A 25,731-nucleotide genomic window follows, 5' to 3' on the forward strand; every position below is an offset into this window, starting at 1 on the left:
TCCAAATCGAAGGCAACGCCCGGCCCGAGCCCCCACGGCCGAGCGTCGCCCCGATCACCTTCATATCCAAAGCCGGCGCGGCACTTCGCGCCGGCCGTTCGCTTAGCGGAAGATGCGCTTGGCCGCGCGTTCGGCCGAAGCCATCGCGGTCTTCGTATCCTCGCGTCCGGTGCAGTAGTTCGCGTACATGTCGACGAGCACGAAGTCGGCGATCGCAGCCGCCGCGTTCTCGCTCATCTGCGCCTCGCCGGCGGGCGTCGACGCGCTCTGCGCCACGCTGCGGTATGGCGTCGTCTTCGGGTCTGCGGTCCAGACCGGGTTCTTGTCGTAGCCGAGGAGGAAGTGGGACAGATAACCCTGCGCCGCTTCGATCCAGGGGTTGAACTGGTCCGGCTCCAGCATGAAGGCGGTGAACGCCTTGCAGGTCTGCGGATACTTCGAGAAGGTGAAGATCAGGATCGGGAACCCGAGATGAAGCTCGCGCGTCTTGCCGTCGATGCCGGGCGGCAGATGCGCATGGTTCATGTCCTCCGCGATCTGCGGATTCTCCTTCTTCGCCGTCACATAGATCGAGATGCCGTTCGTGGTGAGGTGAAGCTGGCCGGCGAGGAACGCCTTGTTGTTGGAGCTGTCGTTCCATGACGCCGTGCCCGGCACGAAGTTCTCGTAGAGGCCCTTGACGTACTCCAGCGACTTGGCGGTCTCGGGCGAGTTGATGACGACCTTGTTGTTCTTGTCGATCATCTTGCCGCCATGGGCCCACAGCGCCCAGTGCAGCCAGCCGTTGGCGTCGCCCGAGGCATGGCCCAGCGCCATGCCGGCCGGCGTGCCGTTCTTGTTCATGCCCTTCACGAGGTCGGCAAAGCCGGCGAGATCCTTCGGGAACTCCTTGTGGCCGGCCTTCTCGGCCGCGGCGACGCGGTAGTTGACGAGGCCGCCGGTGGCGGCAACGGGAATGCCGATCCATTTGCCGTTGAGCATGCCGTAGGCCTTGCCGGAGTCAGTCCAGCCGCCGCATTTCTGGCCGAGATAGTCGGCGACGTCGGTAACATCGACGCATTTGCTCGGGAACAGGAACGGCAGCGAGTAGAGACCCCAGACCATGTCGAGGCCCTGCCCGGTATTGGCGGCAACCGACGCCTTGGGCTGGATGTCATCGTAGGATTCGTTGGAGACGTTGATCGTGACGTTGTTGGCCTTCTGGAACGCGTCGACGATCTTCATGAAGGCAACGTCTTCGGCTTCGACGAAGCGCTTCCAGCGCAAAAGGTTGATCTTGGCCCCCGGCTCCGGCTTCCACGGCGAAGTCTGCGCCCAGGCCTTCGCATAGCCCAGCAGTTCGTCGCCCGACATCGTCGCGGCGGCTGCCAGAAGACCCGCACCGCCCTTGAGCAGCGAGCGGCGATCGGTCGTAAACTTATTCATTTCAAGTCTTCTCCCTTAATTTTATGGTCTTGCTTGGCCTAGTTAATCCGGCCGCCTAGAGCGTGATGACTTTTCTTCGAATTGTCATCCCGCTCTAGCTCTTTGTTCGAGCATGATCTTCTTCGGAAAACCGGTGTCCACTTTTCCGGATCATGCTCTAAAGACGGTGGCCGGTGTCCTTGTCGAACAGGTGAGCGGACGACGCGCGCGGCCGCAAATGAATCCTTTCGCCGGGCTTGACGTCGTGTCGCTCGCGGAACACCGCAATGATGTCCTGCTTGCCGATGCGCGCCACGATCTGGGTTTCCGAACCGGTGGGCTCGACGACGATGACTTCAGCCTCGATGCCGTCACTGGCGAGGTCGAGATGCTCGGGCCTGATGCCATAGACCACCGGCTTGCCGTCGGAGGCGGTCGGCGCGGTCGCCAGCGGCAACCGGGCGCCCTCCTCGGTCTCGACATAAACCTGACCGTTGGCTTTCAGATGCCCGTTGAGGAAGTTCATTGCGGGCGAGCCGATGAAGCCGGCGACGAACTGGTTGTCGGGCTTGTCATAGAGCTCGAGCGGCGATCCCATCTGCTCGACGATGCCGTCATGCATGACGACGATCTTGTCGGCCATCGTCATCGCCTCGATCTGGTCGTGGGTGACATAGACCGTCGTGGTCTTCAGCCGCTGGTGCAGTTCCTTGATCTCGGTGCGCATGGCGACGCGCAGCTTGGCGTCGAGATTGGACAGCGGCTCGTCGAACAGGAACACCTGGGGATCGCGGACGATCGCGCGCCCCATTGCGACGCGCTGGCGCTGACCACCCGACAATTGACGGGGGAAGCGCTCAAGGAGCGGCGTCAATGCGAGGATTTCGGCGGCCTTCTTGACCCGGGAGGTGATGTCCTGCTGGTTCGCATTCCGCAATTTCAACGAGAAGCCCATATTTTGGGCAACGGTCATATGCGGGTATAGCGCGTAGTTCTGGAACACCATCGCGATGTCGCGCTCTTTCGGCTGCACGTTGTTCACGACGCGATTGCCGATCGAGATCGTCCCGGAGGTGATGTTCTCCAGTCCCGCCAGCATGCGCAGCAATGTCGACTTGCCGCAGCCGGAGGGGCCGACCAACACCACGAACGCACCGTCCTCGATCGGAACAGTCACGCCGTGCAGGACTTCAAACCCACCGAACGACTTGCGCACGTCGCTAATCTGCACCGACGCCATTCAATTCCCTCCGATTCTAGCGGCGGTTAGGACCACAAAGGCCCTGCCCACTCTTCAAGTTGAGCTGCCTCTTAGCAGAATTTTTTCGCGATGTCGTTGGATCAAAGTTGAATATCGCGGCACTCAATCAATTGCGAACAGTCGGTCGACGTGCATAAAGTCGCGTCAATGAAACAAGGCTGAGTGCAGTGCAGCATGCCTTTTGCGCTCGGGGAGAAACAATGAACAAGCCCGTTACGCCAGTCACCAAACGCAAGCTCCGCTCCAGTGAATGGTTCAACAACCCGCACAATCCCGGCATGACCGCGCTCTATCTCGAGCGCTACCTTAATTATGGACTGACGCGGCAGGAACTGCAGTCCGGCAAACCGATCATCGGCATTGCGCAGACCGGCAACGATCTCTCGCCCTGCAATCGCCATCATCTTGAACTGGCGCATCGGGTGCGCGAAGGCATCCGCGAAGCCGGCGGTATCGCGATGGAGTTTCCGACCCATCCAATTCAGGAGACGGGGAAGCGGCCCACCGCCGCGCTCGATCGCAATCTCGCCTATCTCGGCCTCGTCGAAGTTCTCTTCGGCTATCCGCTCGATGGCGTGGTGCTGACCACCGGCTGCGACAAGACCACGCCCGCCTGCCTGATGGCGGCGGCGACCGTGAACCTGCCCGCGATCGTGCTGTCGGGCGGGCCGATGCTGAATGGCTGGCACAATGGCGTGCGCTCAGGTTCCGGCACCGTGGTCTGGAAGGCGCGCGAGCAACTCGCCGCCGGCGAGATCGATTATGAGGAGTTCATGAACGTCGTCGCCTCCTCGGCGCCGTCGGTCGGCCATTGCAACACGATGGGCACCGCCTCGACCATGAACTCGCTGGCCGAAGCGCTCGGCATGTCGCTGCCAGGATGCGCGGCGATCCCCGCGCCCTATCGCGAGCGCGGCCAGATCGCCTATGAGACCGGCAAGCGCATCGTCGAGATGGTCTGGGAGGACCTGAAGCCTTCCGACATCCTCACCCGCAAGGCGTTCGAGAACTGCATCGTGGTGAATTCGGCGATCGGCGGCTCGACCAACGCGCCGATCCACATCAACGCACTCGCCCGCCATGTCGGCGTCGAATTGTCGATCGACGACTGGCAGAAATATGGCCACGACGTGCCGCTGCTGGTGAACATGCAGCCGGCCGGCTTCTATCTCGGCGAGGAATATCACCGCGCAGGCGGCGTGCCTTCGGTGGTGCGCGAATTGATGACGCACAAGCGCATCCATGAAGATGCGGTGACGGTCAACGGCCGCACCATGGGCGAGAACTGCAAGGATGCAGCCCGGCCCGATGCCGACGTGATCTGGACCTACGACAAGCCGCTGGTGAAGGACGCAGGCTTCCTGGTACTGCGCGGCAATCTCTTCGATTCCGCGATCATGAAGACCAGCGTGATCTCCAAGGAGTTCCGCGACCGCTATCTGGTCAACCCGAAGGACCCGAACGCCTTCGAGGGTCGCGCCATCGTGTTCGAGGGGCCGGAGGATTACCACAAGCGGATCGAGGATCCCTCGCTCGAGATCGACGAGCACTGCATGCTGTTCATCCGCGGCGCCGGTCCGATCGGCTATCCCGGCGGTGCCGAAGTCGTGAACATGCAGCCGCCGGCGGCGCTGATCAAACGCGGCATCCTGTCCCTGCCGTGCATCGGCGACGGACGCCAGTCCGGCACCTCGGGCTCGCCGTCGATCCTCAACGCCTCGCCGGAAGCGGCCGCCGATGGCGGGCTGGCGATCCTGAAGACCGGCGACCGGGTGCGCATCGACCTGAACAAGGGCACCGCCAACATCCTGATCTCGGATGACGAGGTGAAGAAGCGGCATGCCGAATTGAAGGCGAATGGCGGCTTCCGCTATCCGGCGAACCAGACGCCATGGCAGGAACTCTATCGCGCCACCGTCGGCCAGCAGGCCACCGGCGCCTGCCTCGAACTCGCCACCCGCTATCACGACATCGCCGGCAAGGTCGGCGTGGCCAGGGATAATCACTAGGTCGGCGTCATTCCGGGGCGTCGCGAAGCGGCGAACCCGGAATCCATTGCGCCACATACGCAAGCGGACAAATGGATTCTCTGATGTGCAATTGCGCATCATAGCTCACGCTTCGCGTGCCCCGGAATGACGAGCAGAATGAAGGGAGACAACATGTCAGACCGCCTGAAGGGCAAGCGCGCATTCGTCACCGCAGCGGCCGTGGGCATCGGCCGCGCCTGCGCGGTGGCCTTTGCGCGCGAGGGCGCCGCCGTGTTCGCCACCGATATCGACGAGGAGAAGCTCGCGCTCCTCAAGCAGGAGGGCATCCCCGAGGTGGCGCGGCTGGACGTGCGCGACACCGCTGCGGTCGCGGCGATGGCCAAGCGCGTCGGCAAGACTGACATCCTGCTCAATGCCGCCGGCTTCGTCCATCACGGCACGGTGCTCGATTGCTCCGATGAGGACTGGGATTTCTCCTTCGACCTCAATGTGAAGTCGATGCACCGCACGATCCGTGCCTTCCTGCCGGGCATGCTGGACGCGGGCGGTGGCGCGATCGTGAACATCGCCTCCGCCGCCGGCGTGTTCAAGGCCGCGCCGAACCGTTACGTCTACGGAGCGACCAAAGCGGCGGTGGCCGCCCTCACCCGCTCGGTCGCGGCCGACTTCATCTCCAAAGGCATCCGCTGCAACTGCATCTGCCCCGGCACGGTCGAGACGCCCTCGATGCTACAGCGCGCCGCCGCCGCAGGCCCGCAAGGGCGCGACATGTTCATCGCCCGCCAGCCGATGGGCCGGCTCGGCACCGCCGAGGAGATCGCCGCACTCGCCGTCTATCTCGCCAGCGACGAGAGCGCGTTCACCACCGGCGTCGCGCATGCCATCGACGGCGGCTGGACCCTCTAATTTCAAGGAAGCACACCATGAACGAATACGATCTCACCGGCCGCGTTGCGGTTGTCACCGGCGGCGCGCAGGGATTTGGGCGCGCAATCACCGATCGCTTTGTCGCCTCCGGCGCCAAAGTCGCGATCTGGGATCATGACATCGCGCTGGCGGAGAAGACCGCGAAGGAGATCGGCCCGGAGGTGGCCGCCTTCAAGGTCGACGTTACCGATCCCGCCGGCGTCGAGAAAGCGCGCGACGAAGTGCTGAAAGCGTTCGGCAAGATCGACATCCTCGTCAACAATGCCGGTATCGCCGGCATCAACAAGACCGTGTGGGAGACTGACCTCGACGAATGGCGCAAGGTACTGCGCATCAACCTCGACGGCCCCTTCATCTGCTGCAAGGCGATCGTGCCGGCGATGCTCAAGCAGGGCTACGGCCGGATCGTCAACATCGCCTCCATTGCCGGCAAGGAAGGCAATCCGAACGCGGCGCATTATTCGTCGTCGAAGGCCGGCCTGATCGCGCTGACGAAATCGCTCGGCAAGGAACTCGCGCAACACGATATCCTCGTCAACGCGGTAACGCCGGCGGCGGCGCGTACCGCGATCTTCGACCAGATGACGCAGCAGCATATCGATTTCATGCTGTCGAAGATTCCGAAGGGCCGCTTCGTGCTGGTGGAAGAACTCGCCGCGCTGGTCGCCTGGCTGGCGTCGGAGGATTGCGCCTTCTCCACCGGCGCTGTGTTCGACATCTCGGGCGGCCGCGCGACCTACTAATTAAATCGGTTGGCGGAGCTCCGCGACCAGATGGTCGGCCAACAGTAACGCCGCGCGCGACAGGTTCGCGGCGCGATGCAGCCTGATCTCGGCGCGCGGCAGCGGCGGCATGCCGTCGCGATCCGACAGGCGCCGGAGCCGCGGCGGAAAGGTCCCGGCCTTGACCACGGTCACGGCCAATCCCTGCACCGCGATCGCCTCGACCGCCGCGAGGCTGTGGCTGACGAAGGCGAGCCGCCACGGCCGCTTCGCAGCGTCAAGCGCCTGCATCGCCCAACTCCGGAACAGGCAGCCCTGCGGGTAAAGCGCCACCGGAAGCGGATCAAGCTCCTCGACGCGATGCTCCGGGCTCGCCGCCCACACCGCCTGCTCGCACCGCAGGAGTTCGCCTTCGCCGCGTCCTTCCGGGTGCATGGCGATGACGAGGTCGTAGGCCTCTCCGAGCCGGTCGGTCATGGACGAAGTCAGCCCCGTCTCCATCTCGATATGGATCAGCGGATAATTGGCGACGAAGCTGGCGAGCAGCGGCGGGACCAGTAGCGTGCCGTAGTCGTCCATCACGCCGAGGCGGACGCGCCCCTCTACCTTGTGCTCCCGGACGCGGCCCATCGCCTCCTCGTTCAGGCTGAGGATGCGGCGCGCATAGCCGAGCAAGCCTTCGCCGGCCGCGCTGAGGTCAACATTGGCTTTGGTGCGATGAAACAGCTCCGCCTGCAGCCGCTCTTCCAGCCGCTTCACCTGCATGCTGACTGCCGATTGCGTCCGGTTCAGCGCCACGGCCGCACGGGTGAAGGAACGATGGTCCGCCACCGCAACGAATGCCTTCAGGAGGTCCGGATCCATGCTCATAACGAACCGTGATTTTATCCATAAGATAAATTTGATTTCTTGATTATGGCGTGTCCCCCTACCGTCGGCAAGAACCGAAAAATGGGGTCAAGCCGGATGGGCGAAACTTGGGGTGTCCTGGCCGCGGTGCTTTCGAGCGCGCTTGGCGGCACGTCGATCGGGGCAACGCGCTACCTCGTGGGCGCCATCGACCCGCTCGCCATCGGCGCGTTCCGCTTCGGCATCGGCTTCCTGCTGCTGCTTCCGCTCGTCCTGATACAGGGACGAGGCTGGCCGGCGCGACGCGACTGGCCGGCGGTGATTGGCCTCGGCCTGTTGTTCTTCGCCCTGTTCCCGATCCTGTTCAACGCATCGCTGATCTTCACGACGGCGGCGCGCGGTGCGCTCGCGCTCTCGACATTGCCGCTATTGACGATGGCGGTCGGCGCGGCGCTTGGCAGCGAGCAATTGACGGTGCGAAAGACCACGGGCGTACTGGTGACGATAACAGGTGTCGCCATGGCCCTGCTCTCCGGCCTCAGCACCGCGCCTGACGGGGCGTGGCGCGGCGATCTCCTGATGGTCGCGGCCGCGCTCTGCATGGCGCTCTACAGCATCTGGTCGAGGCCCTTCATCCGCCGCTCCGGCCCCATCCCGTTCACGACGATAGCCATGGCCGCCGGTGCCGCCTGCCTTATCCTCGCCTCGCTCGCGCGTGGCAGTTTTGCCCCGGTCGCCGCTTTCGGTGTCCCACAATGGTTCGGCGCGGTCTATCTCGGGGCCTTCGGCGCGGCGCTGACGTTCTATCTCTGGGCATTCGCGCTGGAGCGCACGACGCCGACCCGCGTCGCGATCTCGGTGACCGTCAATCCGATCGCGGCATCGCTCGTCGGCGCCACGCTGCTGGGCGAGCCGCTGCGCTGGAATCTGGTGATTGGCATCGTGACCGTGTTCGCGGGCATCTGGATCGCGACGACGCAATCCGGCCCCAAGGAGGTCGTCGAGGCCGATCCGGCAGTGCAGAAGCTACGCTGACGGCCGATATTCCGCGCTAATGCGTCGCAGCGCATTTCCGCCTTGCGCCGGAACCCGGCCGCAACCATCATGTGTGGTTGAGAGCGGCGCCGCCGCGACCGGATATCCCCCTTGAACATCTCCCTCTACACCATCTCCGTCTGGGTGCTGCCGCTCCTGATCGCCATCACCTTCCATGAGGCGGCGCACGGCTTCGTCGCCCACCGGCTGGGTGACAACACCGCCTGGCAGCTCGGCCGCGTCAGCTTCAATCCGTTGAAGCATATCGATCCCTTCGGCACAGTGGTCCTGCCCGCCGTGCTGTTGCTGTCGCAGTCGCCCTTCCTGTTCGGCTATGCCAAGCCGGTGCCGGTCAATTTCCGCAATCTCAAGCATCCCCGGCTCGACATGGTCTGGGTGGCGCTGGCCGGCCCCGCCACCAACATCATTCTCGCTTTGGTTGCCGCACTGGCATTCCACTTACTCCCATTCGTCCCGCCGGACAGCGCGCGCTGGGTCGCGGACAATCTCAAAAACGCCTTCCTCATCAATATCGTGCTCGCGATCTTCAACATGATGCCGATCCCGCCGCTGGATGGCGGCCGGGTGGCGGTCGGGCTCTTGCCCCGGCCGCTCGCCGAACCGCTCGCGCGCCTCGAGCCCTACGGGTTGCTGATCCTGATCGGGCTTTTGATCTTGCTGCCCCTGCTCGGTTCGCAGCTTGGTCTCAATCTTGATATTATTTCCGCGATACTGCGGACACTGACCGGCTATGTGATAGGTGCGCTTCTCCTCATCACCGGCAACGCCTAGGTTGAGAAAAAATCGCGAGGGCCTCTTGATCAAAGCTGCCGATATGCTGATCGCTCGACGTGCAGACACCCGTGCCAGAGCGGACTTCGCGACCTGGAAAATGCTCGCCAAGCTGAACGGCACGTCGTCCCTGTCGGCCGACGCGCAGAACTTCCTCGGCACCTACAACAAGCTCCTGGAGCAGATGCCGGAGCTTGAGGCGAGCGAGGCCACCATCAAGCTGATGTACAAGAGCTATTATGCCGAGATGGGCGGTGCCGGCACGCCGCCCGACGTCCCCGCGCCCTCCCGCGAGCCGGTCGCCGACCGCGGCAATGTCACCGCCTTCCGCCGCCTCCCCGCCAAGAAGCCGGGGGTATCGGGCCCGACAGGCAAACGGCCGCTCCCTGTGGCGCTGATCTTCGCCTGCCTCGTCGTGGTCTACGTCGGCATCCGCTATTTCTGGCGCTAGAGCCGCGTTGCAGCCGTAGGATGGGTAGAGCGAAGCGAAACCCATCATTCGCGCAGCGTGCTTTGAGACCGATGGGTTTCGCTTCCGCTCTACCCATCCTACGAGCTAATCCGCCCTGTGCCTCAATCCGTTACTTCGGCTTCTTGAAGTTCACGTCGAGGCTGAAGGCGAATTGGTCTTCGGTGAGTTCGGCTGGCGGCGCGGGGACGGGGTCGGAGCGACGGACCATCGAGATGGCCGCGTCATCGAAGGCCGGGTCGCCTGAGGACTCCGCGACAGCGACGTTGACGATGTTACCGCGGCGGTTCAGCACGATGCTGACCTTCACGGTGGTCGCCTTGCTCTTGTTGTGCGGATAGCGCTTGTGGAGCTCGAAATAGGCGCTGATCTTGCGGCCCCAGTCGGCGGTGAGCTTCTGCCTGTCCTTGCCGATGCCGCGATTGGGGGCCTTGGCCTGCTCGGCCTCCGGCGCGTTCTCTTCCAGCGTCTGCCGCGCGGTTGCTTCCTGGGCCGGCGCCTCCTCGGAGGCCTGGGTCTGGACGGCCTGGACCTTGGGATCGTCTTCCTGGGGTTTCTTCGAGTCGTTCTGCGTGACGATGCGGTCGGGGTCTTCGGACTCCTGCGGCACGTCCTTCGGAAGGTCGGTCTCCTTGACCTCGGCCTTCTGCTCGGAGAGCTGCGGAGCGGCCTGCGAGGCATCGGCGTCGGGCCCCGGCGGCAGATTCTCGTCCTCGACCTTGGGCGAGGCCATCTCCACCGCGAACTCGGCGGCATTTGCGCCCAAGCCGTCGCCGACGTCATCGCCGCGCAAATTCGCCAGCGCCAGCGCCGCGCCGCCAACATGCAGCGCAAGCGCCGTCGCTGCGGCGCAAATCCATAGCCGTCGGGAAGGCTTCTGCTCGAGATCGAGGTCAGACATCGCTGTCCGTCGTCAAGGTTTTGCCGGTTCGGCGGCCTGCGGTGCGGCAGGCGCGCCGGGAACACCTTCGAGCGTCACCAGCTTGACCCTGTTGTAGCCGCCCGAGCGCAGGATTTCCATCACCCCCATCAGCTCGCCGTAAGGCACCGCGCGATCCGCTCGCAGGAATACATACTTATCCTTGCTCATGTCGGCCAAGGTATCGAGCGAATGCACCAGCTCAGTGCGCTTGACCGCATTTTCGCCGATCGCAAGCGTCAGGTCCGACTTGATGCTGACATAGGTCGGCTTATCCGGCTTCTTCTGCGGCGTCGCACTCGACGTCGGCAGATCGATCGGCAGGTCCACGGTGGAGAGCGGCGCGGCCACCATGAAGATGATCAGCAGCACCAGCATGACGTCGATGAATGGCGTGACGTTGATCTCGTGCGATTCCGCGAAATCGTCGTCGTCGCCGTCATTGTCCGCGATCGAGACAGCCATCGCCTACTCCGCCGCCGTGCGCGAATGTGCGCCGCTGGACACGCTGACATTGGTGCGGTCGAGGTCGCGCGACAGCAGCCGCGCAGCCGCGCCCGAGGCACGGCCGACCAGTTCCAGATAACCCTTCGTCACCCGCGAGAAGTGATTGTAGATGATCACGGCCGGGATCGCCGCGACGAGGCCGATCGCGGTTGCGAGCAGCGCCTCGGCGATGCCGGGCGCGACCACCGCGAGGTTGGTGGTCTGCGATTTCGAGATGCCGATGAAGCTGTTCATGATGCCCCAGACGGTGCCGAACAGACCGACGAAGGGCGAGGTCGCGCCGATGGTCGCAAGCAGGCCCATGCCGACGCGAATGCGGCGGCCTTCGGCACGCACGATCTCGGCAAAGCTCGATGCCGCGCGTTCCTTGATGCCGGCGTCGCTGGAGATGCCGGCCGACAGCCGCCCTTCCCGCATCGCCGCGGCGATCAGGGTCGACAGCACGCTGCCCTTGGCGCCGAGCGCGAACTGCGCTTCAGCAAGCGAGCGCACATCGCTGATCTTGGCGAGCGCGGCGCGCAACTTGCGCTGCACGACGGTAAGCTCGATCATCTTGGCGATGAACACCGTCCAGGTCACCAGCGATGCAAAGGCAAGACCGATCATCACCGCCTTCACGACGATGTCGGCATTCCAGAACATCACCCAGGGCGACAGTTCCTTCAGTCCGGCGATGGTCGCCGATTTCTTGCCGTCGCCCTCGGCGGGCGCTGCACTGACGTCTTGAGTTCCCTGCGAGGCAACCGACGCGGCGGCGGAGGGTGACTGCGCCGGCGTCGCCGCCTCTGCCGGTGGTTGCGGCGCGGCGGGAGCAGTCTGTTGCGCGACAGGCGCAGATGGAGCGGGAGCGGCGGGCGCCATCTGCTGCTGCGCCGACGACGGTGCTGCAAACGAGACCAGCGTCAGCACGGAGAGTGCAAGGAGTGTCGCGCGGGTAGTTAGGATGTTCATACTTCGGCCCAGTGGCGTATCAAGTTGTGATAGATGCCGGTCAATTTGACCGTTTCGGGATCGTCTCGCCCAAGCCGCTCCACCAAGGCCTGGATAGCGGTGTCCAGATCGAAGATCAGACTGCGAGCGTGCGCCTCCCGTACCATGCTCTGGAGCCAGAAGAAAGACGCAACCCGCGCGCCCCGCGTCACCGGCGTGACCAGATGCAAACTAGAAGCAGGATAAAGAACGAGGTCGCCGGCCGGCAGCTTCACTTCATGCGAGCCGTAGAGATCTTCGATGACGAGCTCGCCGCCATCATATTCATCCGGCTCCGATAAAAACAGCGTGACCGAGAGGTCGGTGCGTATCCGCAAGCCGGTGAGATGGTCTCCCCTCACCGCGTTGTCGACATGCAGACCGAAATGATGACCGTCGGTGGCGACGTAACGGTTGAACAAAGGTGGAAAGATTCTAAGTGGGATCGCCGCCGAGATGAAGCGCGCACTGGCCGAAAGCGCCGACAGCACGCGGCTGCCGAGTTGGCGTGCAACCTCGCTATCCGGCGGCAACTGCTCGTTGCGCTTCACCAGCGCCGATGCGGCGCCTGCCGTCGAACGTCCATCCTCCCAGGCGCTGGCATCCATGATGCGACGGAAGTCAGCCACATCGGTCTTGCTCAGCACATTCGGAACGCAAATCAGCATGCCCTGTCGTTTCAGAACCGTGCCGATACGACGAGATAGGCGGCGCGACCTGGCGCCTCGAGCACGAACGGAGCCGGGCTCTGATACAACGCGTCGTAATAAAGCTTGTTGAAGATGTTGTTCACGAACAGTTTGACTCTCCAGTTCTTGTTGAGCTTCGCCTCCGCGAACGCATCGAAGCGCCAGTAGCTCGGCAATTGCGTGCCCTGGTTCGCCGCGAGGAACGTGCCGCCATAGATTTTGGAACGGTAGACCGCCTGCCCACCGATCTCCCACATGTCCGTGAGCTGGTACTTCGTCAGCAGGCTGAACGATTGATGCGCGACGTTGGCGAGCGGCAGGCCGACATTGGTGGTGTAGAGAATCGTGTTCGCGGGCGGAACGAGCGATTTCGTCACCTCGGACTGCATCAGCACCAGTCCGCCGAACACGCTCCATTTGTCCGTGATCTTGCCGCCAAGGCCGAGGTCGATGCCGCGGATGCGGTAGGCAGCGCCGGCACTGATGCAGGGCACGGTGCCGCTTGTGTTCGCGGGATAGGGACAGGATGCGGTGGCGGTCGCCGGCGTGATATTGACCGATTCACGCGCGTTATCCTTTTCGGTCTGGAATAGCGCCGCCGTCACCAGCAAGTGCCGATCGAACAACTCCCATTTGGTGCCGAGTTCGATCGCCGTGTTCTTCTCGGGACCGAAGATCTGATTAGTGTTACCGTTCAGCACCGGCGAGAGGCCGCCATACGCTGTGCTGGTCCCGTCGAACTCCGCGCCGACAGGATTCGAAGAGGTGGCGTAGGCCGCATAGACACTCGCGATCGGAAGCGGCTTGAGCAGGATGCCCAAATTGAAGTTCGGCAGACCGAACTCGCCCGACTGCGTCCCGAACACGTTGGGCACGCCGTTCACCGTGCCGAAGCCGCTCGTGTTGATCTTGTAATCATCGTAGCGGATGCCGCCGTTGAGGATGACGAGATCGTGGTAGTTGACGGTGTCGAGCAGGTAGCCGCTGGTAGTGTCGATTCCGATCTTGGTTGGGAGACCCGCAAGCGTCGGGGTCGTGCCGAACGGCAGGAATGTGTATTGCGGGTTGAACACGCTGACACCCGTGACCGAGCCCGTGCCCGAGAACGGCGCGCCAATGGCTTCCGAACTCAAGCCGGTATACTTGTCGATGCTGGAGCGCTCCTGCGACACTTCAACACCGACGAGCGCCGTATGGCGCCAGCCGCCAGTGTCGAATTTGTAGGTGGCCTCGGTCTGGTTGGCCAGCGTATCGGTGGTCTGATAGCGGCTCTGCGGATTGGCCGACAACGTCGAGAAAATGAGCGGATTCCTGAGGACCGGCGCCTCAGGCAGCGTGCCGATGTAATTCAACAGCGAGCGCGAGGCCCTGGTCTTGTTGCTGAGCGTAAGATCCGGCGTGACCTGCACCTCGGCGTTGATGGTGCCGATATCCTGCTTCACCTGCGAGAAGTCGCGATCGGTGAAGCCGTACCAATTGTTGCGGTTGACGCCGAAATCCGGGAACGGGCCGCCTGCCTTGCTCGCGGTGCTCGGCCGGAAATAGGGCACGCCGAAATCCGGCAGGCCGTGAATATCGGTGTGAATGTAGCCTGCAGTCACCTTCACCGCATCGATCGGCGTCCACTTCGCCGCAACGAACCCGCCGCCGCGGTCATCGGACACGTAGTCACGGCCGGCAACGCCCGCGTCCTGGAACAGGCCGCCCGCGCGCACGGCAAGCGTCGGGCTGATCACCTGGTTGACGTCGAGCGTGACGCGCTTGGTGCGATCGGTGCCGAACGTCGTATCCATGTTGTAGAAGCTGCCCTCCGTCGTCGCCTGCTTGGTGACGATGTTGATGGCGCCGCCGGTGGTGCCTCGGCCGGCAAATGAAGAGCCGGGGCCGCGCAGGATTTCGACCTGCTCGGTGAAGAAGTTCTCGCGGACGCTGACGCCGGCGTCGCGCACGCTATCGATGAATATGTCGTTGCGTGCATCAAAGCCGCGGATGAAGAAGCGGTCGCCGAAGGCGTTGCCGCCCTCGCCCGTGCCGAGCGTGACACCGGCGGTGCTCAGCACGGCCTGCCGCAACGTGGTGGCGTTCTTGTCGTCCAGCACTTGCCTGGAGAGCACCGTGATCGTCTTCGGCGTATTCAGGATCGGCTCGGGAAACTTTCCTGACGCCTGCACGCGATCGACCTTGTAAGGCGCGGCAGGATCCGCATAGGGATCGCGATCGGCATTGAGCCCACCGGCGTTGGGATAAGGCACGGCCGCAACCCGCGTCTGCTGCGTGCGACGCGACGCGCGCCTGAGTGCGGTGCGGGCGCGGACCTGATCCGGTGTCGGCTTGGTGTTGGCCGTCCGCGGCCGCGCCACGGGCGCTTCCACGTTCACCGGCGGCAAATCGGGCTGTTGCGCTTCGGCGCCGGAAAACGATGCGACCGCGATCAGGCCCGCAACCGTCGACACTTTCTTGCCCGAGTAGCCCTCAAGCCGTTCGCCGGCCGAGTTGATCGCCACCTCGAAACGCAGCGACCTCGGCGTCTTTATGTTGCTCATCACTCGCCCCCGCGATGAATTCTGATTTATGCGCTTTGATACGCGACGATGGGCGGGTGGTATCGGCGACGAAATTTCGGGTCAACGCGAATGCGTCGATCGCTCGTTTGAATCGATCCAGATCAGAACGCTTCTAATCTGATTATTTCAAACTATTCTAATAACGATTCTAAAGAGCAGGAAAACCGCTGCGAAATCAATCACCCACAGTTCGGCGGTAAACGAAGCTTAATCGGCGCTCGGCGGCTTCATCAGCGAGAACAATTCGTCCACCGTCCGCTGTGCGACCTGACGCACGCGATCGGTGTTCTCGCCTGCAATATTGACTCCATTCACCACCGCTTTGATCTCGTCGCGGAAATCGGTGATGAAACGCAGCGGATCCTTCTGCTCGTTGGCAACGCGCGCGATCAATCCCGTGATCAGTATCTGGCAGGCCATCATGCGTCCGTTCAGCTCGTCCATCGCTCACCCCGATTTCGCTCGCGGGCTGCGATATGACCGACATCGAGTCCGGATTCAACCGGGAGAGAAACTCCCTCTCCCGCTTGCGGGCGAGGTGAAGTGCTTTATTTCACCGCAACGTCCGGGCCTTCGCCGAGCGACTTGATGCGATCCTTGAGGTCCCGCAGCGTCTGAAGGCTGGCCTCGATCCGCTGATCGGGAATGTCGCGCAGCACGTCGGTTGCGATCGCATCGCGCAGGCTGTCGAGATCGTCGACCAGCTGCCGGCCGCGATCGGTGAGGAACAGGCGGTTGGCGCGGCGGTCCTTCGGATCAGGCCGGCGCTCGAGCAGCCCGTGCTCGACCAGTCGGTCAAGCAGTCGCACCAGCGAGATTGGCTGCAGTTCGAGCACATCGGCGAGATCGACCTGCGACAGCCCCTCCTGCTCCCGCAGCCGGAACAGCACGATCCATTGCGCGCGCGTGGTGCCACGCGTCTTCGCACGATGGTCGATATAGTTACGCAACAGGCGTGAACTCTCGACAAGCTGCGAAACAAGCTGGCGTTTCAGATCGAGCGACATGTCGGTTTCAACGGACGGATCGAGGCTTCAGGAACGCGCTCCTAAACCTTTCCAAATGTTTAGGATTCTCAAGTGTTAGTGTGTGTACGCATTAAGTGCTGACGCATTATATGGTTTCCCCGGAACGGTTTTAAACACCTATAATTGTCTCCGAACCCATGAGCGCGCATGTCCAAGTCACGAACGATAGGCTGGCTCTTGCTGGTCGCCGCCGTCGGCGCCGCGGGGTATTTTGGCTGGCAGCGCTATGGCGTGGGGCACACCAAAGCTGACGGGCAAAAGACTGCCGCCGTTGCCCGTCCGCCCGTCCCGGTTCGGATTGCACGCGTCGAAACCGCCGATTTCCCGGTCTATTTGACCGGCCTCGGCACCGTGCAGGGCTTCAACACCGTCCAGGTCCGCACCCGCGTCGACGGACAGATCATGAAGATCGCCTTCCAGGAAGGCCAGCTGGTCAACAAGGGCGACGTCCTGGTGGAGATCGATCCGCGCCCGTATCAGGCCGCGCTCGACCAGGCCACGGCCAAGAAGCAGCAGGACGAGGCGAATCTCGCCAATGCCAAGCTCGATCTGCAGCGCTACACCCGGCTCGGCGAGTTCGCCACGCGCCAGCAGACCGACACCCAGCGCTCCATGGTCGCGCAATTGACGGCGCAGATCGCCGCAGACGATGCGGCGATCACGAATGCGCAGACGCAGCTCGATTACGCGACCGTCAAGGCGCCGATCACGGGGATCGCCGGCCTGCGCCAGGTCGATGTCGGGAACATCGTCAATGCCGCGACCCAGACCGGCATCGTTTCGATCGCCCAGATCGAGCCGATCGCGGTGATTTTCACCGCGCCCGAGGACCAACTGCCTGACATCAAGGCGGCGCTGGCGGCCTCCCCGCCGAAGACCATCGCCTACTCCACTGACGGCAAGCGCCTCCTGTCCACCGGCGTTCTCGCGCTGATCAACAACCAGGTCGATACGACCAGCGGAACCATCCGCCTGAAGGCGGTGTTCGAGAACAAGGACCACGCGCTGTGGCCGGGCCAATCGGTATCGACGCGGCTCCTGGTGCGGACGCTGAAGGATGCGACCGTGGTTCCCGACGATGCCGTCCAGCATGGCACGGACGGGCTTTACGCGTATACTGTCAGCCAGGAGAACAAGGCGGAGCTGCACCGGATCAAGGTCAGCTACTCGATCGACGGCAAATCCGTGGTCGATGAGGGGTTATCGCCAGGCCAGCAGGTGATTACCTCAGGCCAATACAAAGTCTCGCCCGGCGTGCTCGTCAGCACCGCGGTCGCGAGCTCGGATGCGACGCAATCCAAGGTGAAGCCGGAATGAGCTACGGCATTTCCGCTCCCTTCATCCGCTACCCCATCGGCACCTCGCTGCTGATGGCGGGCATTCTTTTTGTCGGCCTCGTGGCGTATCCGCTGCTGCCCGTCGCACCGCTGCCGCAGGTCGACTTCCCGACCATCCAGATCACCGCGAATTTGCCCGGCGGCAGCCCGGAAACCATGGCGACCTCGGTGGCGCAGCCGCTGGAACGCCAATTCGCGCAGATCCCCGGCGTCGCCCAGATGACCTCGACGAGCTATCTCGGCACCGCATCGATCACCATCCAGTTCGATCTCAATCGCAGTATCGATGGCGCCGCCAACGACGTACAGGCCGCCATCAACGCGGCGAGCGGCCAATTGCCGAAGAACCTGCCGTCGCCGCCGACCTACCGAAAGGTCAACCCGGCGGACTCCCCGATCATGCTGCTGTCGGCGACCTCGGAGACGCTGCCGCTGACCGAGGTGAGCGATGCCGTCGACGCGCAGCTTGCGCAGCAGATCAGCCAGATCTCCGGCGTGGCCCAGGTCATCATCGGCGGTCAACAGAAGCCGTCGGTACGGGTCCAGATCGATCCGGCCAAGCTGGTGGCAAAGGGCCTGTCGCTGGAGGACGTGCGCGCCGCCATCACCAGCGCCACGGTCGACAGTCCCAAGGGCAATATCGACGGCGACACCCGCGCCTATACGATCTACGCCAACGACCAGCTCCTGAAGGCCGCCCCCTGGAACGACGTCATCATCGCCTACCGCAATGGCGGCCCGTTGCGAATCCGCGATATCGGCCAGGCCGTCGCCGGCCCGGAAGACGCCAAGCAGGCGGCCTGGGCCAACGGCCAGCGCGGCGTGTTCCTGGTCATCTTCAAGCAACCCGGCGCCAACGTCATCGACACCGTCGACAAGATCAAGGCAACCCTGCCGCGGCTGGTCGCCGCGATCCCGCCGGCGATCAAGATCGACGTCATCAGCGACCGCACCACCACGATCCGCGCCGCGGTCGAGGACGTGCAATTCACGCTGCTGCTCACGATCGGGCTGGTCGTGATGGTGATCTTCGTGTTCCTGCGCAGCTTCTGGGCCACGGTCATCCCGACTGTGACCGTGCCGCTCGCCCTGCTCGGCGCCTGTGCACTGATGTGGGTGTTCGGCTACACGCTGGACAACCTGTCCCTGATGGCGCTGACCATCGCCGTGGGTTTCGTGGTCGACGACGCCATCGTGATGCTGGAGAACATCACGCGCTATATCGAGGAAGGCGAGAAGCCGATGGCGGCCGCCTTCAAGGGCGCGAGCGAGATCGGGTTCACGATCGTCTCGATCAGCATCTCGCTGGTCGCGGTGCTGATCCCGCTGCTCCTGATGGGAGGCATCATCGGGCGCCTGTTCCGCGAATTCGCGGTCGTGCTGGCGATGACGATCTTCGTCTCGATGTTCGTGTCGCTGACGCTGACGCCGATGATGGCCTCGCGCTTCCTGCGGGCCCATGGCGAGACCAAGCACGGCCGGTTCTACCAGATGAGCGAGCGTGGCTTCGACGCCATGCTGCGGGGTTATCAAAACGTGCTCGACCTCGCATTGCGCTGGAAGTTCACGACGCTGATGATCTTCTTCGCGACGCTCGGCCTGTCGGTCTACCTGTTTGTGGTCATCCCGAAGGGCTTCTTCCCGCAGCAGGACGTCGGCCTGATCACCGCGACCTCGGAAGCCAACCAGGACATTTCCTTCGTCGACATGAAGCGCAAGCAGGAGGCGCTCGGCAAGATCGTGCTCGCCGACCCTGACGTCGCGACGGTGGCCATGGCCATCGGCGGCAGCGGCCGGGCGGGCAACAACGGCGCCATGTACATCACGCTGAAGCCGCGCGACCAGCGCTCCGCCAACGCGCAGCAGATCATCGCACGCCTGCGGCCGAAGCTCGAGCAGGTCGAAGGTGCCAGATTGTTCATGCAGGCGGCGCAGGACGTCCGCCTCGGCGGCCGGCCGACCCGCACCCAGTTCGAATTCACGCTGCAGGACGCCAATCTCGCCGAGCTGAACGAATGGGCGCCGAAGATTCTCGCGAAGATGCAGACATTGCCGGAACTGCGCGACGTCGCGACCGACCAGCAGACCAACGGCACCACGCTCGAACTGAAGATCAACCGCGACACCGCCTCGCGCTACGGCATCCAGCCGCAGCTCATCGACGACACGCTGTATGACGCGTTCGGCCAGCGTCAGGTGACGCAATATTTCACCCAGCTCAACAGCTATCACGTGATCCTGGAAGTGCTGCCCGAACTGCAGGCCGGTATCGACACGCTGAACAAGATCTATCTGAAGTCACCGCTAACCGGCGAGCAGGTGCCGCTGTCGACCTTTGCGACCTGGACCAGCGTGCCGGTGCGGCCGCTGTCGATCAGCCACCAGGGCCAATTCCCGGCGATCACCATCAGCTTCAATCTGGCGCAGGGCGTGGCGCTGGGACAAGCGACCAATTCGGTGCAGAAGGCGATGGTCGAGATGGGTGCGCCGCCGACGCTGAATTCGAGCTTCCAGGGCACCGCGCAGGCGTTCCAGCAATCGCTGAGCACTGTGCCGCTATTGATCCTCGCCGCGCTCGTGGTCGTCTACCTGATCCTCGGCATCCTCTACGAGAGCTACATCCATCCGATCACCATCCTGTCGACGCTGCCCTCGGCCGGCGTCGGCGCACTCGCGATCCTGATGGCGGCCGGCTTCGACTTCAGCCTGATCGCGCTGATCGGCATCATCCTCTTGATCGGCATCGTCAAGAAGAACGGCATCATGATGGTCGACTTCGCGATCGCGGCCGAGCGCGACGATCACCTGGAGCCCGAGGCCGCGATCCGGCAGGCAGCGCTGCTGCGCTTCCGCCCGATCATGATGACGACGATGGCGGCGCTGCTCGGCGGCGTGCCCTTGATGCTCGGCACCGGCACAGGATCGGAAATCCGCCAGCCGCTCGGCTACGCCATGGTCGGCGGCCTGATCGTGAGCCAGGCGCTGACACTGTTCACGACGCCGGTGGTCTACCTCTATCTCGACAAGCTCTCCAATATGTTCGCGGGCTGGAGCAGCTCGACCGATGAAGAGGACGAGGAGGAGCATCGGCGCGAAGAAGAGCGTTCCGTCAAGGAAGCCGCGGAGTGAGCTGTTCGTAGCCCGTAGGATGGGTAGAGCGAAGCGAAACCCATTGGTTGCCGCCCGCGAAGAAGATGATGGGTTTCGCTTCGCTCTACCCATCCTACAAGGTCGCATCAGCCGCCGAGATATGCCTTCTGCACCTGCGGGTCCTGCGCCAGCGACGCGGCCGTGCCTGACAGCACGCTCCTGCCCACCTGCAGCACGGTGGCGAAGTCGGAAACTTCCAGCGCGAGCTCGATCGATTGCTCCGCAAGCAGGATCGTCAGCCCCTCGCGGTGCAGCCGGCCGAACGTCTCGTACATCGACTCCACCACGGCCGGCGCCAAGCCGAGCGACGGCTCATCCAGCATCAGAAGTTTCGGATCGCTCATCAGCGCGCGGGCGACGGCGAGCATCTGCCGTTCGCCGCCGGACATGGTGCCGGCGCGCTGGCTGCGGCGCTCCTTCAAGCGCGGGAAGATCTCATAGACGCGCTCCAGCAACGTCCTGATGCGCGTCTTGTCTTGCAGCGGCGTGGCGCCAAGCAGAAGGTTGTTCTCGACGCTCTGCTGCACGAACAGCCGCCAGCCTTCCGGCGACAAAGCAAGGCCCTTGCGCACGATCGCGAACGCGCTCTGGCCTGCGATCGCCTCGCCGTTGAAGTGGATGCTGCCGGCATGCACCGGGATCAGGCCAGCGATCGCGTTCAGCGTCGTGGTCTTGCCGCCGCCGTTTGAGCCGAGCAGCGCGACCACGCTGCCCGCGGGCACTTCCAGCGAGACGTCGGAGACGCCGATCAGGTCGCCGTAGCGCACTTCGAGATGTTCGAGGCTCAAGATCGGCCCGGTCATGTCGCCGGCCCGCCCATCAACTCGATCGGGGTGTGGCCGGCGGCAGCCTTGGCGGCGCGGGTGCCGAGATAGGCCGCGATGACGGCCGGGTTGGACGTCACCTCGCGCGGGCTGCCGCGCGCGATCTCCTTGCCCTGGTGGAACACCATCACCCGGCTCGCCAGCGACATGATCACTTCCATGATGTGCTCGACGATCACGAGCGTGATGCCGGAGCGATGGATATCGCGCACCAGCTCGATCGCAAGCTGCACCTCGCGCTGCGTCAGCCCTGCCATCGCCTCGTCGAGCAGGAGCACTTTGGGTTCGGTTGCAAGCGCCCGCGCGATCTCCAGCCGCTTGCGGCCGGGCGTGCCGAGCGAGCGCGCCGGCGCATCCGCAAGCCGCATCATGCCGACCTGCTCCAGCACTGAGCGGGCTTTGGTCTCGGCCTCGAGGCGATGCGGCGTGCGCAGGAAGGCGCCGATCATCACGTTCTCCAGCACCGTCATGCCCTCGAAGGTCTGCGGCACCTGGAAGGTGCGGGCCAAGCCGAGCCGTGCGCGCGCCTCCGGCGACAGCTGCGTGATGTCGTGGTTCTCGAACAGCACTTGGCCCGATGTCAGCGCGAGATCGCCGGTGAGGCAATTGAAGAAGGTGGATTTGCCGGCGCCATTCGGCCCGATCAGGCCGAGGATATCGCCCTGCCCCAGCGTGACGCTGGCCGCATCGACCGCCTTGAAGCTGCCAAAAGCCTTGGTGACCCCGCGCGCTTCAAGAAGCATGGCCGGCCTCTTGCGCGATGCTTTCATCCATCGGCTTGGCCCGCCGCTTCGCCCAGAGACGATTGATCAGCGCCAGGATGCCGCCGGGTTGGAAACGCGCGATCAGCACGATGATGGCGCCATAGACGACGAAAGTCAGGCCGGCGCCCTTGCCGCCCAAGAGGCTGTTGGAGATTTCCTCGAGCGGCACCAGGATTGCAGCGCCGACGAATGGGCCGAACAATAGTCCGGCGCCGCCGAGCGCCGCCATGATCAGGATCTTCACCGAGATCAGGATGCCGAGCCCGGACTCCGGATCGACGAAGCCGAACATCATCGCATAGAGCGCGCCGGCGACGCTGGTGAGCCCTGCGCTCAGCATGTAGGCGTAAAGTTTGATGCGGCTCGCAGGCGCGCCCAGCGAACGCGCCGCGCGCTCGGAATCCTTGATCGCGCGCAGATAGAAACCCATCCTGCTGCGCGTCATCCACCAGGTGATGCCGAGCGTGATGATCAGGACCGCCAGGAACAGATAGTAATAGGGCAGCGCGGAGATGAAGGAGAGATCGAACACGTTGCGCGGCACGGTCGGGCCGCTCAGGCCGACGGCGGCGCCGAGATATTCGGTGTTGGTAACGATCAGCCGCGCGAGCTCGGCGACCGCGATCGTCGCCATGCTGAAATAGTGGCCCGACAGCCGCAGCGTCGGCCGGCCGATCACGGCCGCGATCAGCACGGCAAAGACGATGCCGGCGGGAATTCCGACCAGAGGCGACAGCGCGAAATGCGTATACGCGCCCATCGCGGCGTAGGCCCCGCAGCCGAAGAACACGACGTGGCCGACCGAAATCTGGCCGGCGTAGCCGCCGACGATGTTCCACGCCGAGGCTGCGATCGCATAGAGCAGGACCAGCGCGCCGAGCCGTTGCTGGAACGGCGTCGTGAACACCAGCGGATAAGCGACCACCAGCGCAAGCGCGATCAGGAGCCAGAGCGTGCGCCGCATCACGTCTTGCCCATCAGGCCCTGTGGCCTGAACCAGAGGAAGCCGAGGAACAGCGAGTACACCACGATGTCCTTGTAAACGGCGCCGATCAGATAGCCCGATAGCGACTCGATCACGCCGATCAGCAGCCCCGCGATCAGCGCGCCGGGCACGCTGCCGAAGCCGCCGAGCGAGACCGTGACGAAGGCGACGATGCCGAGCGTCTCGCCGACCGTCGGCACGATGTAGAAGAAGGTTGCGATCAGCGCGCCGGCAAGGCCGGTGGCGCCGGCCGCGATCGCCCAGGCGATCGCCTGCATGCTGTCGGGCCGGATGCCCATGAGCTGCGCGGCCGTCGCATCCTCCGCGACCGCCAGCATCCGCGAGCCGAGCGTGGTGCGCGTCAGCAGAAGATGCAGGGCGAGTGTCACCACCAGCGCGACCACGCCGGCCAGCAGGCGCGAGGCCTGGATGCGGATGCCGAAGATGTCGAAGGTGCCGCCGACGAGGTTTTCCGGCAGTGACAGGAAGTTTGCGCCAAACCACCAGAACACCGAATAGCGGAGCAATAGCGCCAGCCCGAAGGTGCCGAGGATCTGCGCCAGCATCGGCCCCTTCATGATGTCGCGGATCAGGCCGAAATAGACGATGACGCCGAGGGTGGCGAGCAACAGCGTCGCGAGCGGCGCGCCGATGAGCGGCCCGCCGCCGAGCAGCGTGTAGACGACGAACGCGACGTACATGCCGAGCATGACGAAATCGCCATGGGCGAAGTTGACCACGTTCATCATGCCCCAGACCAGCGTCAGCCCGGAGGAGAACAGCGCGTAGACAGCTCCCAGCAAGAGGCCGCCGACGATCACTTGAACAAGCGTGAAGGTCATGGATGTGCGCGTATTGTTCTTGGTTGAATCATTTGGCCGTCAACCCCCTGACCACCTCTCCCGTCGGGAGAGGTCGGCGCGAAGCGCCGGGTGGGGGCATCAGGTCTATCGACAGAGCGTAACCCCTCACCCGATTTGCTTGCGCAAATCGACCTCTCCCGATGGGAGAGGTGAAGAAATTCATCACCAGCCCTTGTAGGGCATGATCGGCGTCTTCTCGGCGCTCGCCTTCGGCCAGACCGAGACGTAGTTCTCGCCGTCCTGGAGCTGGATGATGAGGCCGGACGCCAGGATGTTCTGGCCCTTGTCGTCGAACTTGACGCCCTTGTAGCCCATCATGATCTGATCGGGCTTGAGGTCGGTCGCCTTCAACGCGGCCTGGATCTTGGCCGGTTCCGTCGAGCCGGCGCGGTCGATCGCTTCGCACAGCACGAACAGCGCCTGCATCTGGCGCGCGACGGTGTCGTCCATGTCATCGCCGCTCTTGTCCTTGTACATCTTGGCGATGATCGCGGTCGGCGAGCCCGCGGGACCGACGCTCCAGGACGAGCGGTTGAAGACGCCTTGCGAGATCTTGCCGACCGCCTTGATGAAGGACGGGTCGGAATAGCCGGAGTCGTCGGCGAGCAGCATCGGCGGCTTGTAATCGAGCGCCTGCATCGTTTTGGCGAACAGGATCGCATCCGACGTATAGGAGATCGCGATGACGACGTCGGGCTTCTTCTCCTTGAGCTGCAGCACCTGGCCCTGCACGTCGGTCGCGTTGGTGGCATAGGCGACGTCGAGCGCAACCGCGATACCCTTCTCCTTGAACGCCGTGGTGAGGGTGTTGGCGACGGAAGCGCCGTATTCGGTGTTGTCGTGGAGGATCGCGATATTGTCGGTCTTGGCGCCGGCAGCCTTCATGTCGTTGAGGAATTCGTAATAGACCCGCGCGAAATCGGTCGCGATCGGCGTGACGCGGAAGAACCATTTGAAGCCGCGTTCGGTGAGGTTCGGCGCCACCGACTCGCCGTTGACGAAGGGGATGTTGTATTTCTCGGCAATCGCGCTCGCGGTCAGCGTGATGCCGGACTGATAGGCGCCGGTCAGCGCCACCACCTTCTCTTCCGTGATCAGCCGCAGCGCCTGGTTTTGCCCGGTCGCGGGGCTGCCCTGGTTATCGGCGTAGACGATCTCGACCTTGGCCCCGCCGAGACCTGCGAGGCCGCCATTCTTGGCGAGCGGGAAGTTGCCGAGCTCGGGATGGGGGTTGTTGATGATGTCGAGCGCGACATCGAACGCATGCTTGACGTGAACGCCGATGCTCGCCGCATTGCCGCTCATCGGGAAGATGCCGCCGATCTTGACGGTCTTGCTTTGGGCCGCGGCATTGCCCACCAGCGCGGCCGACATGACGGCAGCCGAAAACAGCCCGATGACATGTGAAAATCTCATCTTCGAACGTCTCCACTATCCCTTGCCCGATGCCGGACTTTTTATGCATGGGAAGCGCACGAGCCGTTGCAGCCCCCGCCCCCAATTTTCTTGGTACACCAGCATCGCATGGCACCCCGACCTCGGCAAGCCAAGCCAGGCGCGAGTCCGCATGCGCATCACGCGAGCCGATCGCGCTATCGCTGCTTCAACGCCAGGCAATTCAGCGCTGCACGTGCGGCGTGCGCATTCGAGCGTGAGGTGGGCACGTCACTGCGGGTGTGACG

The 25,731-nt window shown here is 63.7% G+C and carries 23 protein-coding genes; 8 read left to right on the forward strand and 15 right to left on the reverse strand.

From position 1 onward, the window contains the following. Positions 1-102: 102 nt before the first annotated feature. Together AC5ZG5_RS10530 and AC5ZG5_RS10535 are read right to left on the reverse strand one after the other, a co-directional pair. Complete coding sequence (locus AC5ZG5_RS10530) at positions 103-1,425, reverse strand: ABC transporter substrate-binding protein (protein WP_028164603.1); 1,323 nt, start codon at positions 1,423-1,425, stop codon at positions 103-105. A gap of 157 nt (positions 1,426-1,582) precedes the next feature. Further along, positions 1,583-2,644: an ABC transporter ATP-binding protein gene (locus tag AC5ZG5_RS10535; RefSeq protein WP_028164602.1), complete on the reverse strand. Its 1,062-nt coding sequence runs from the start codon at positions 2,642-2,644 to the stop codon at positions 1,583-1,585. 221 nt (positions 2,645-2,865) lie between these two features. Between AC5ZG5_RS10535 and AC5ZG5_RS10540 the strand changes: the two genes are divergently transcribed. From AC5ZG5_RS10540 to AC5ZG5_RS10550, 3 genes are all read left to right on the forward strand, one after another. Next, a complete protein-coding gene (locus AC5ZG5_RS10540; RefSeq protein WP_456641791.1) occupies positions 2,866-4,674 on the forward strand; it encodes an IlvD/Edd family dehydratase in 1,809 nt (602 codons plus the stop codon). A gap of 153 nt (positions 4,675-4,827) precedes the next feature. Beyond that, complete coding sequence (locus AC5ZG5_RS10545; RefSeq protein WP_456641792.1) at positions 4,828-5,562, forward strand: SDR family oxidoreductase; 735 nt, start codon at positions 4,828-4,830, stop codon at positions 5,560-5,562. Positions 5,563-5,579: 17 nt separating this feature from the next. Next, positions 5,580-6,326: an SDR family NAD(P)-dependent oxidoreductase gene (locus tag AC5ZG5_RS10550; RefSeq protein ID WP_456641793.1), complete on the forward strand. Its 747-nt coding sequence runs from the start codon at positions 5,580-5,582 to the stop codon at positions 6,324-6,326. On the opposite strand, the gene AC5ZG5_RS10555 is transcribed toward AC5ZG5_RS10550, so the two are convergent. Beyond that, the gene (locus AC5ZG5_RS10555) at positions 6,327-7,169 is read right to left on the reverse strand and encodes a LysR substrate-binding domain-containing protein (protein WP_456641794.1); all 843 of its coding nucleotides are present in this window, start codon (positions 7,167-7,169) and stop codon (positions 6,327-6,329) included. A gap of 102 nt (positions 7,170-7,271) precedes the next feature. On the opposite strand from AC5ZG5_RS10555, the gene AC5ZG5_RS10560 reads away from it, so the two are divergent. The 3 genes from AC5ZG5_RS10560 to AC5ZG5_RS10570 all read left to right on the forward strand — a co-directional run bounded on the left by AC5ZG5_RS10560 (position 7,272) and on the right by AC5ZG5_RS10570 (position 9,432). Continuing rightward, complete coding sequence (locus tag AC5ZG5_RS10560; protein WP_456641854.1) at positions 7,272-8,189, forward strand: DMT family transporter; 918 nt, start codon at positions 7,272-7,274, stop codon at positions 8,187-8,189. Positions 8,190-8,300: 111 nt separating this feature from the next. Further along, positions 8,301-8,981 (forward strand): site-2 protease family protein, encoded by a 681-nt coding sequence (locus AC5ZG5_RS10565; protein ID WP_028164597.1) that lies wholly within the window; start codon positions 8,301-8,303, stop codon positions 8,979-8,981. Between the two features lie 43 nt (positions 8,982-9,024). Further along, positions 9,025-9,432, forward strand: coding sequence for a hypothetical protein (locus AC5ZG5_RS10570; protein ID WP_130227807.1), 408 nt, complete (start codon positions 9,025-9,027; stop codon positions 9,430-9,432). A 130-nt stretch (positions 9,433-9,562) separates the two neighbouring features. On the opposite strand, the gene AC5ZG5_RS10575 is transcribed toward AC5ZG5_RS10570, so the two are convergent. The 7 genes from AC5ZG5_RS10575 to AC5ZG5_RS10605 all read right to left on the reverse strand — a co-directional run bounded on the left by AC5ZG5_RS10575 (position 9,563) and on the right by AC5ZG5_RS10605 (position 16,105). Then, on the reverse strand, positions 9,563-10,351 hold the full coding sequence (locus AC5ZG5_RS10575) for a cell envelope integrity TolA family protein (RefSeq protein WP_456641795.1): 789 nt from the start codon (positions 10,349-10,351) through the stop codon (positions 9,563-9,565). 12 nt (positions 10,352-10,363) lie between these two features. Then, positions 10,364-10,834 (reverse strand): TonB system transport protein ExbD, encoded by a 471-nt coding sequence (exbD, locus tag AC5ZG5_RS10580; protein WP_028164594.1) that lies wholly within the window; start codon positions 10,832-10,834, stop codon positions 10,364-10,366. Between the two features lie 3 nt (positions 10,835-10,837). Next, positions 10,838-11,827, reverse strand: coding sequence for a tonB-system energizer ExbB (gene exbB / locus AC5ZG5_RS10585; RefSeq protein WP_130227795.1), 990 nt, complete (start codon positions 11,825-11,827; stop codon positions 10,838-10,840). Beyond that, positions 11,824-12,513 carry a Fe2+-dependent dioxygenase gene (locus tag AC5ZG5_RS10590; RefSeq protein WP_130227794.1) on the reverse strand — a complete coding sequence of 230 codons (690 nt, stop codon included), beginning with the start codon at positions 12,511-12,513 and terminating at the stop codon, positions 11,824-11,826. Before AC5ZG5_RS10590 ends, exbB begins: the two co-directional genes overlap by 4 nt. A gap of 11 nt (positions 12,514-12,524) precedes the next feature. After that, a complete protein-coding gene (locus AC5ZG5_RS10595) occupies positions 12,525-15,077 on the reverse strand; it encodes a TonB-dependent receptor (protein ID WP_456641796.1) in 2,553 nt (850 codons plus the stop codon). A gap of 228 nt (positions 15,078-15,305) precedes the next feature. After that, complete coding sequence (locus AC5ZG5_RS10600) at positions 15,306-15,542, reverse strand: hypothetical protein (protein ID WP_130227792.1); 237 nt, start codon at positions 15,540-15,542, stop codon at positions 15,306-15,308. 104 nt (positions 15,543-15,646) lie between these two features. Beyond that, complete coding sequence (locus AC5ZG5_RS10605; RefSeq protein WP_130227791.1) at positions 15,647-16,105, reverse strand: MarR family winged helix-turn-helix transcriptional regulator; 459 nt, start codon at positions 16,103-16,105, stop codon at positions 15,647-15,649. Between the two features lie 168 nt (positions 16,106-16,273). Here AC5ZG5_RS10605 and AC5ZG5_RS10610 point away from each other — a divergent pair, with 168 nt between their 5' ends. Next, positions 16,274-17,443: an efflux RND transporter periplasmic adaptor subunit gene (locus AC5ZG5_RS10610; protein WP_456641797.1), complete on the forward strand. Its 1,170-nt coding sequence runs from the start codon at positions 16,274-16,276 to the stop codon at positions 17,441-17,443. Then, complete coding sequence (locus AC5ZG5_RS10615) at positions 17,440-20,592, forward strand: multidrug efflux RND transporter permease subunit (RefSeq protein WP_456641798.1); 3,153 nt, start codon at positions 17,440-17,442, stop codon at positions 20,590-20,592. The genes AC5ZG5_RS10610 and AC5ZG5_RS10615 overlap by 4 nt, the downstream gene beginning before the upstream one ends. Before the next feature lie 107 nt (positions 20,593-20,699). Here AC5ZG5_RS10615 and AC5ZG5_RS10620 read toward each other — a convergent pair whose 3' ends face one another. The 5 genes from AC5ZG5_RS10620 to AC5ZG5_RS10640 form a co-directional block, all read right to left on the reverse strand. Beyond that, positions 20,700-21,416 (reverse strand): ABC transporter ATP-binding protein, encoded by a 717-nt coding sequence (locus AC5ZG5_RS10620; RefSeq protein ID WP_456641799.1) that lies wholly within the window; start codon positions 21,414-21,416, stop codon positions 20,700-20,702. Further along, positions 21,413-22,180: an ABC transporter ATP-binding protein gene (locus AC5ZG5_RS10625; RefSeq protein ID WP_456641800.1), complete on the reverse strand. Its 768-nt coding sequence runs from the start codon at positions 22,178-22,180 to the stop codon at positions 21,413-21,415. The genes AC5ZG5_RS10620 and AC5ZG5_RS10625 overlap by 4 nt, the downstream gene beginning before the upstream one ends. Then, positions 22,170-23,165: a branched-chain amino acid ABC transporter permease gene (locus tag AC5ZG5_RS10630; RefSeq protein WP_456641801.1), complete on the reverse strand. Its 996-nt coding sequence runs from the start codon at positions 23,163-23,165 to the stop codon at positions 22,170-22,172. Before AC5ZG5_RS10630 ends, AC5ZG5_RS10625 begins: the two co-directional genes overlap by 11 nt. After that, positions 23,165-24,028 (reverse strand): branched-chain amino acid ABC transporter permease, encoded by an 864-nt coding sequence (locus tag AC5ZG5_RS10635; RefSeq protein WP_130227785.1) that lies wholly within the window; start codon positions 24,026-24,028, stop codon positions 23,165-23,167. Before AC5ZG5_RS10635 ends, AC5ZG5_RS10630 begins: the two co-directional genes overlap by 1 nt. A gap of 183 nt (positions 24,029-24,211) precedes the next feature. Then, positions 24,212-25,465 (reverse strand): ABC transporter substrate-binding protein, encoded by a 1,254-nt coding sequence (locus AC5ZG5_RS10640; protein WP_456641802.1) that lies wholly within the window; start codon positions 25,463-25,465, stop codon positions 24,212-24,214. Between the last annotated feature and the right edge of the window lie 266 nt (positions 25,466-25,731).

The organism is Bradyrhizobium sp. Ses1, from assembly GCF_059512365.1.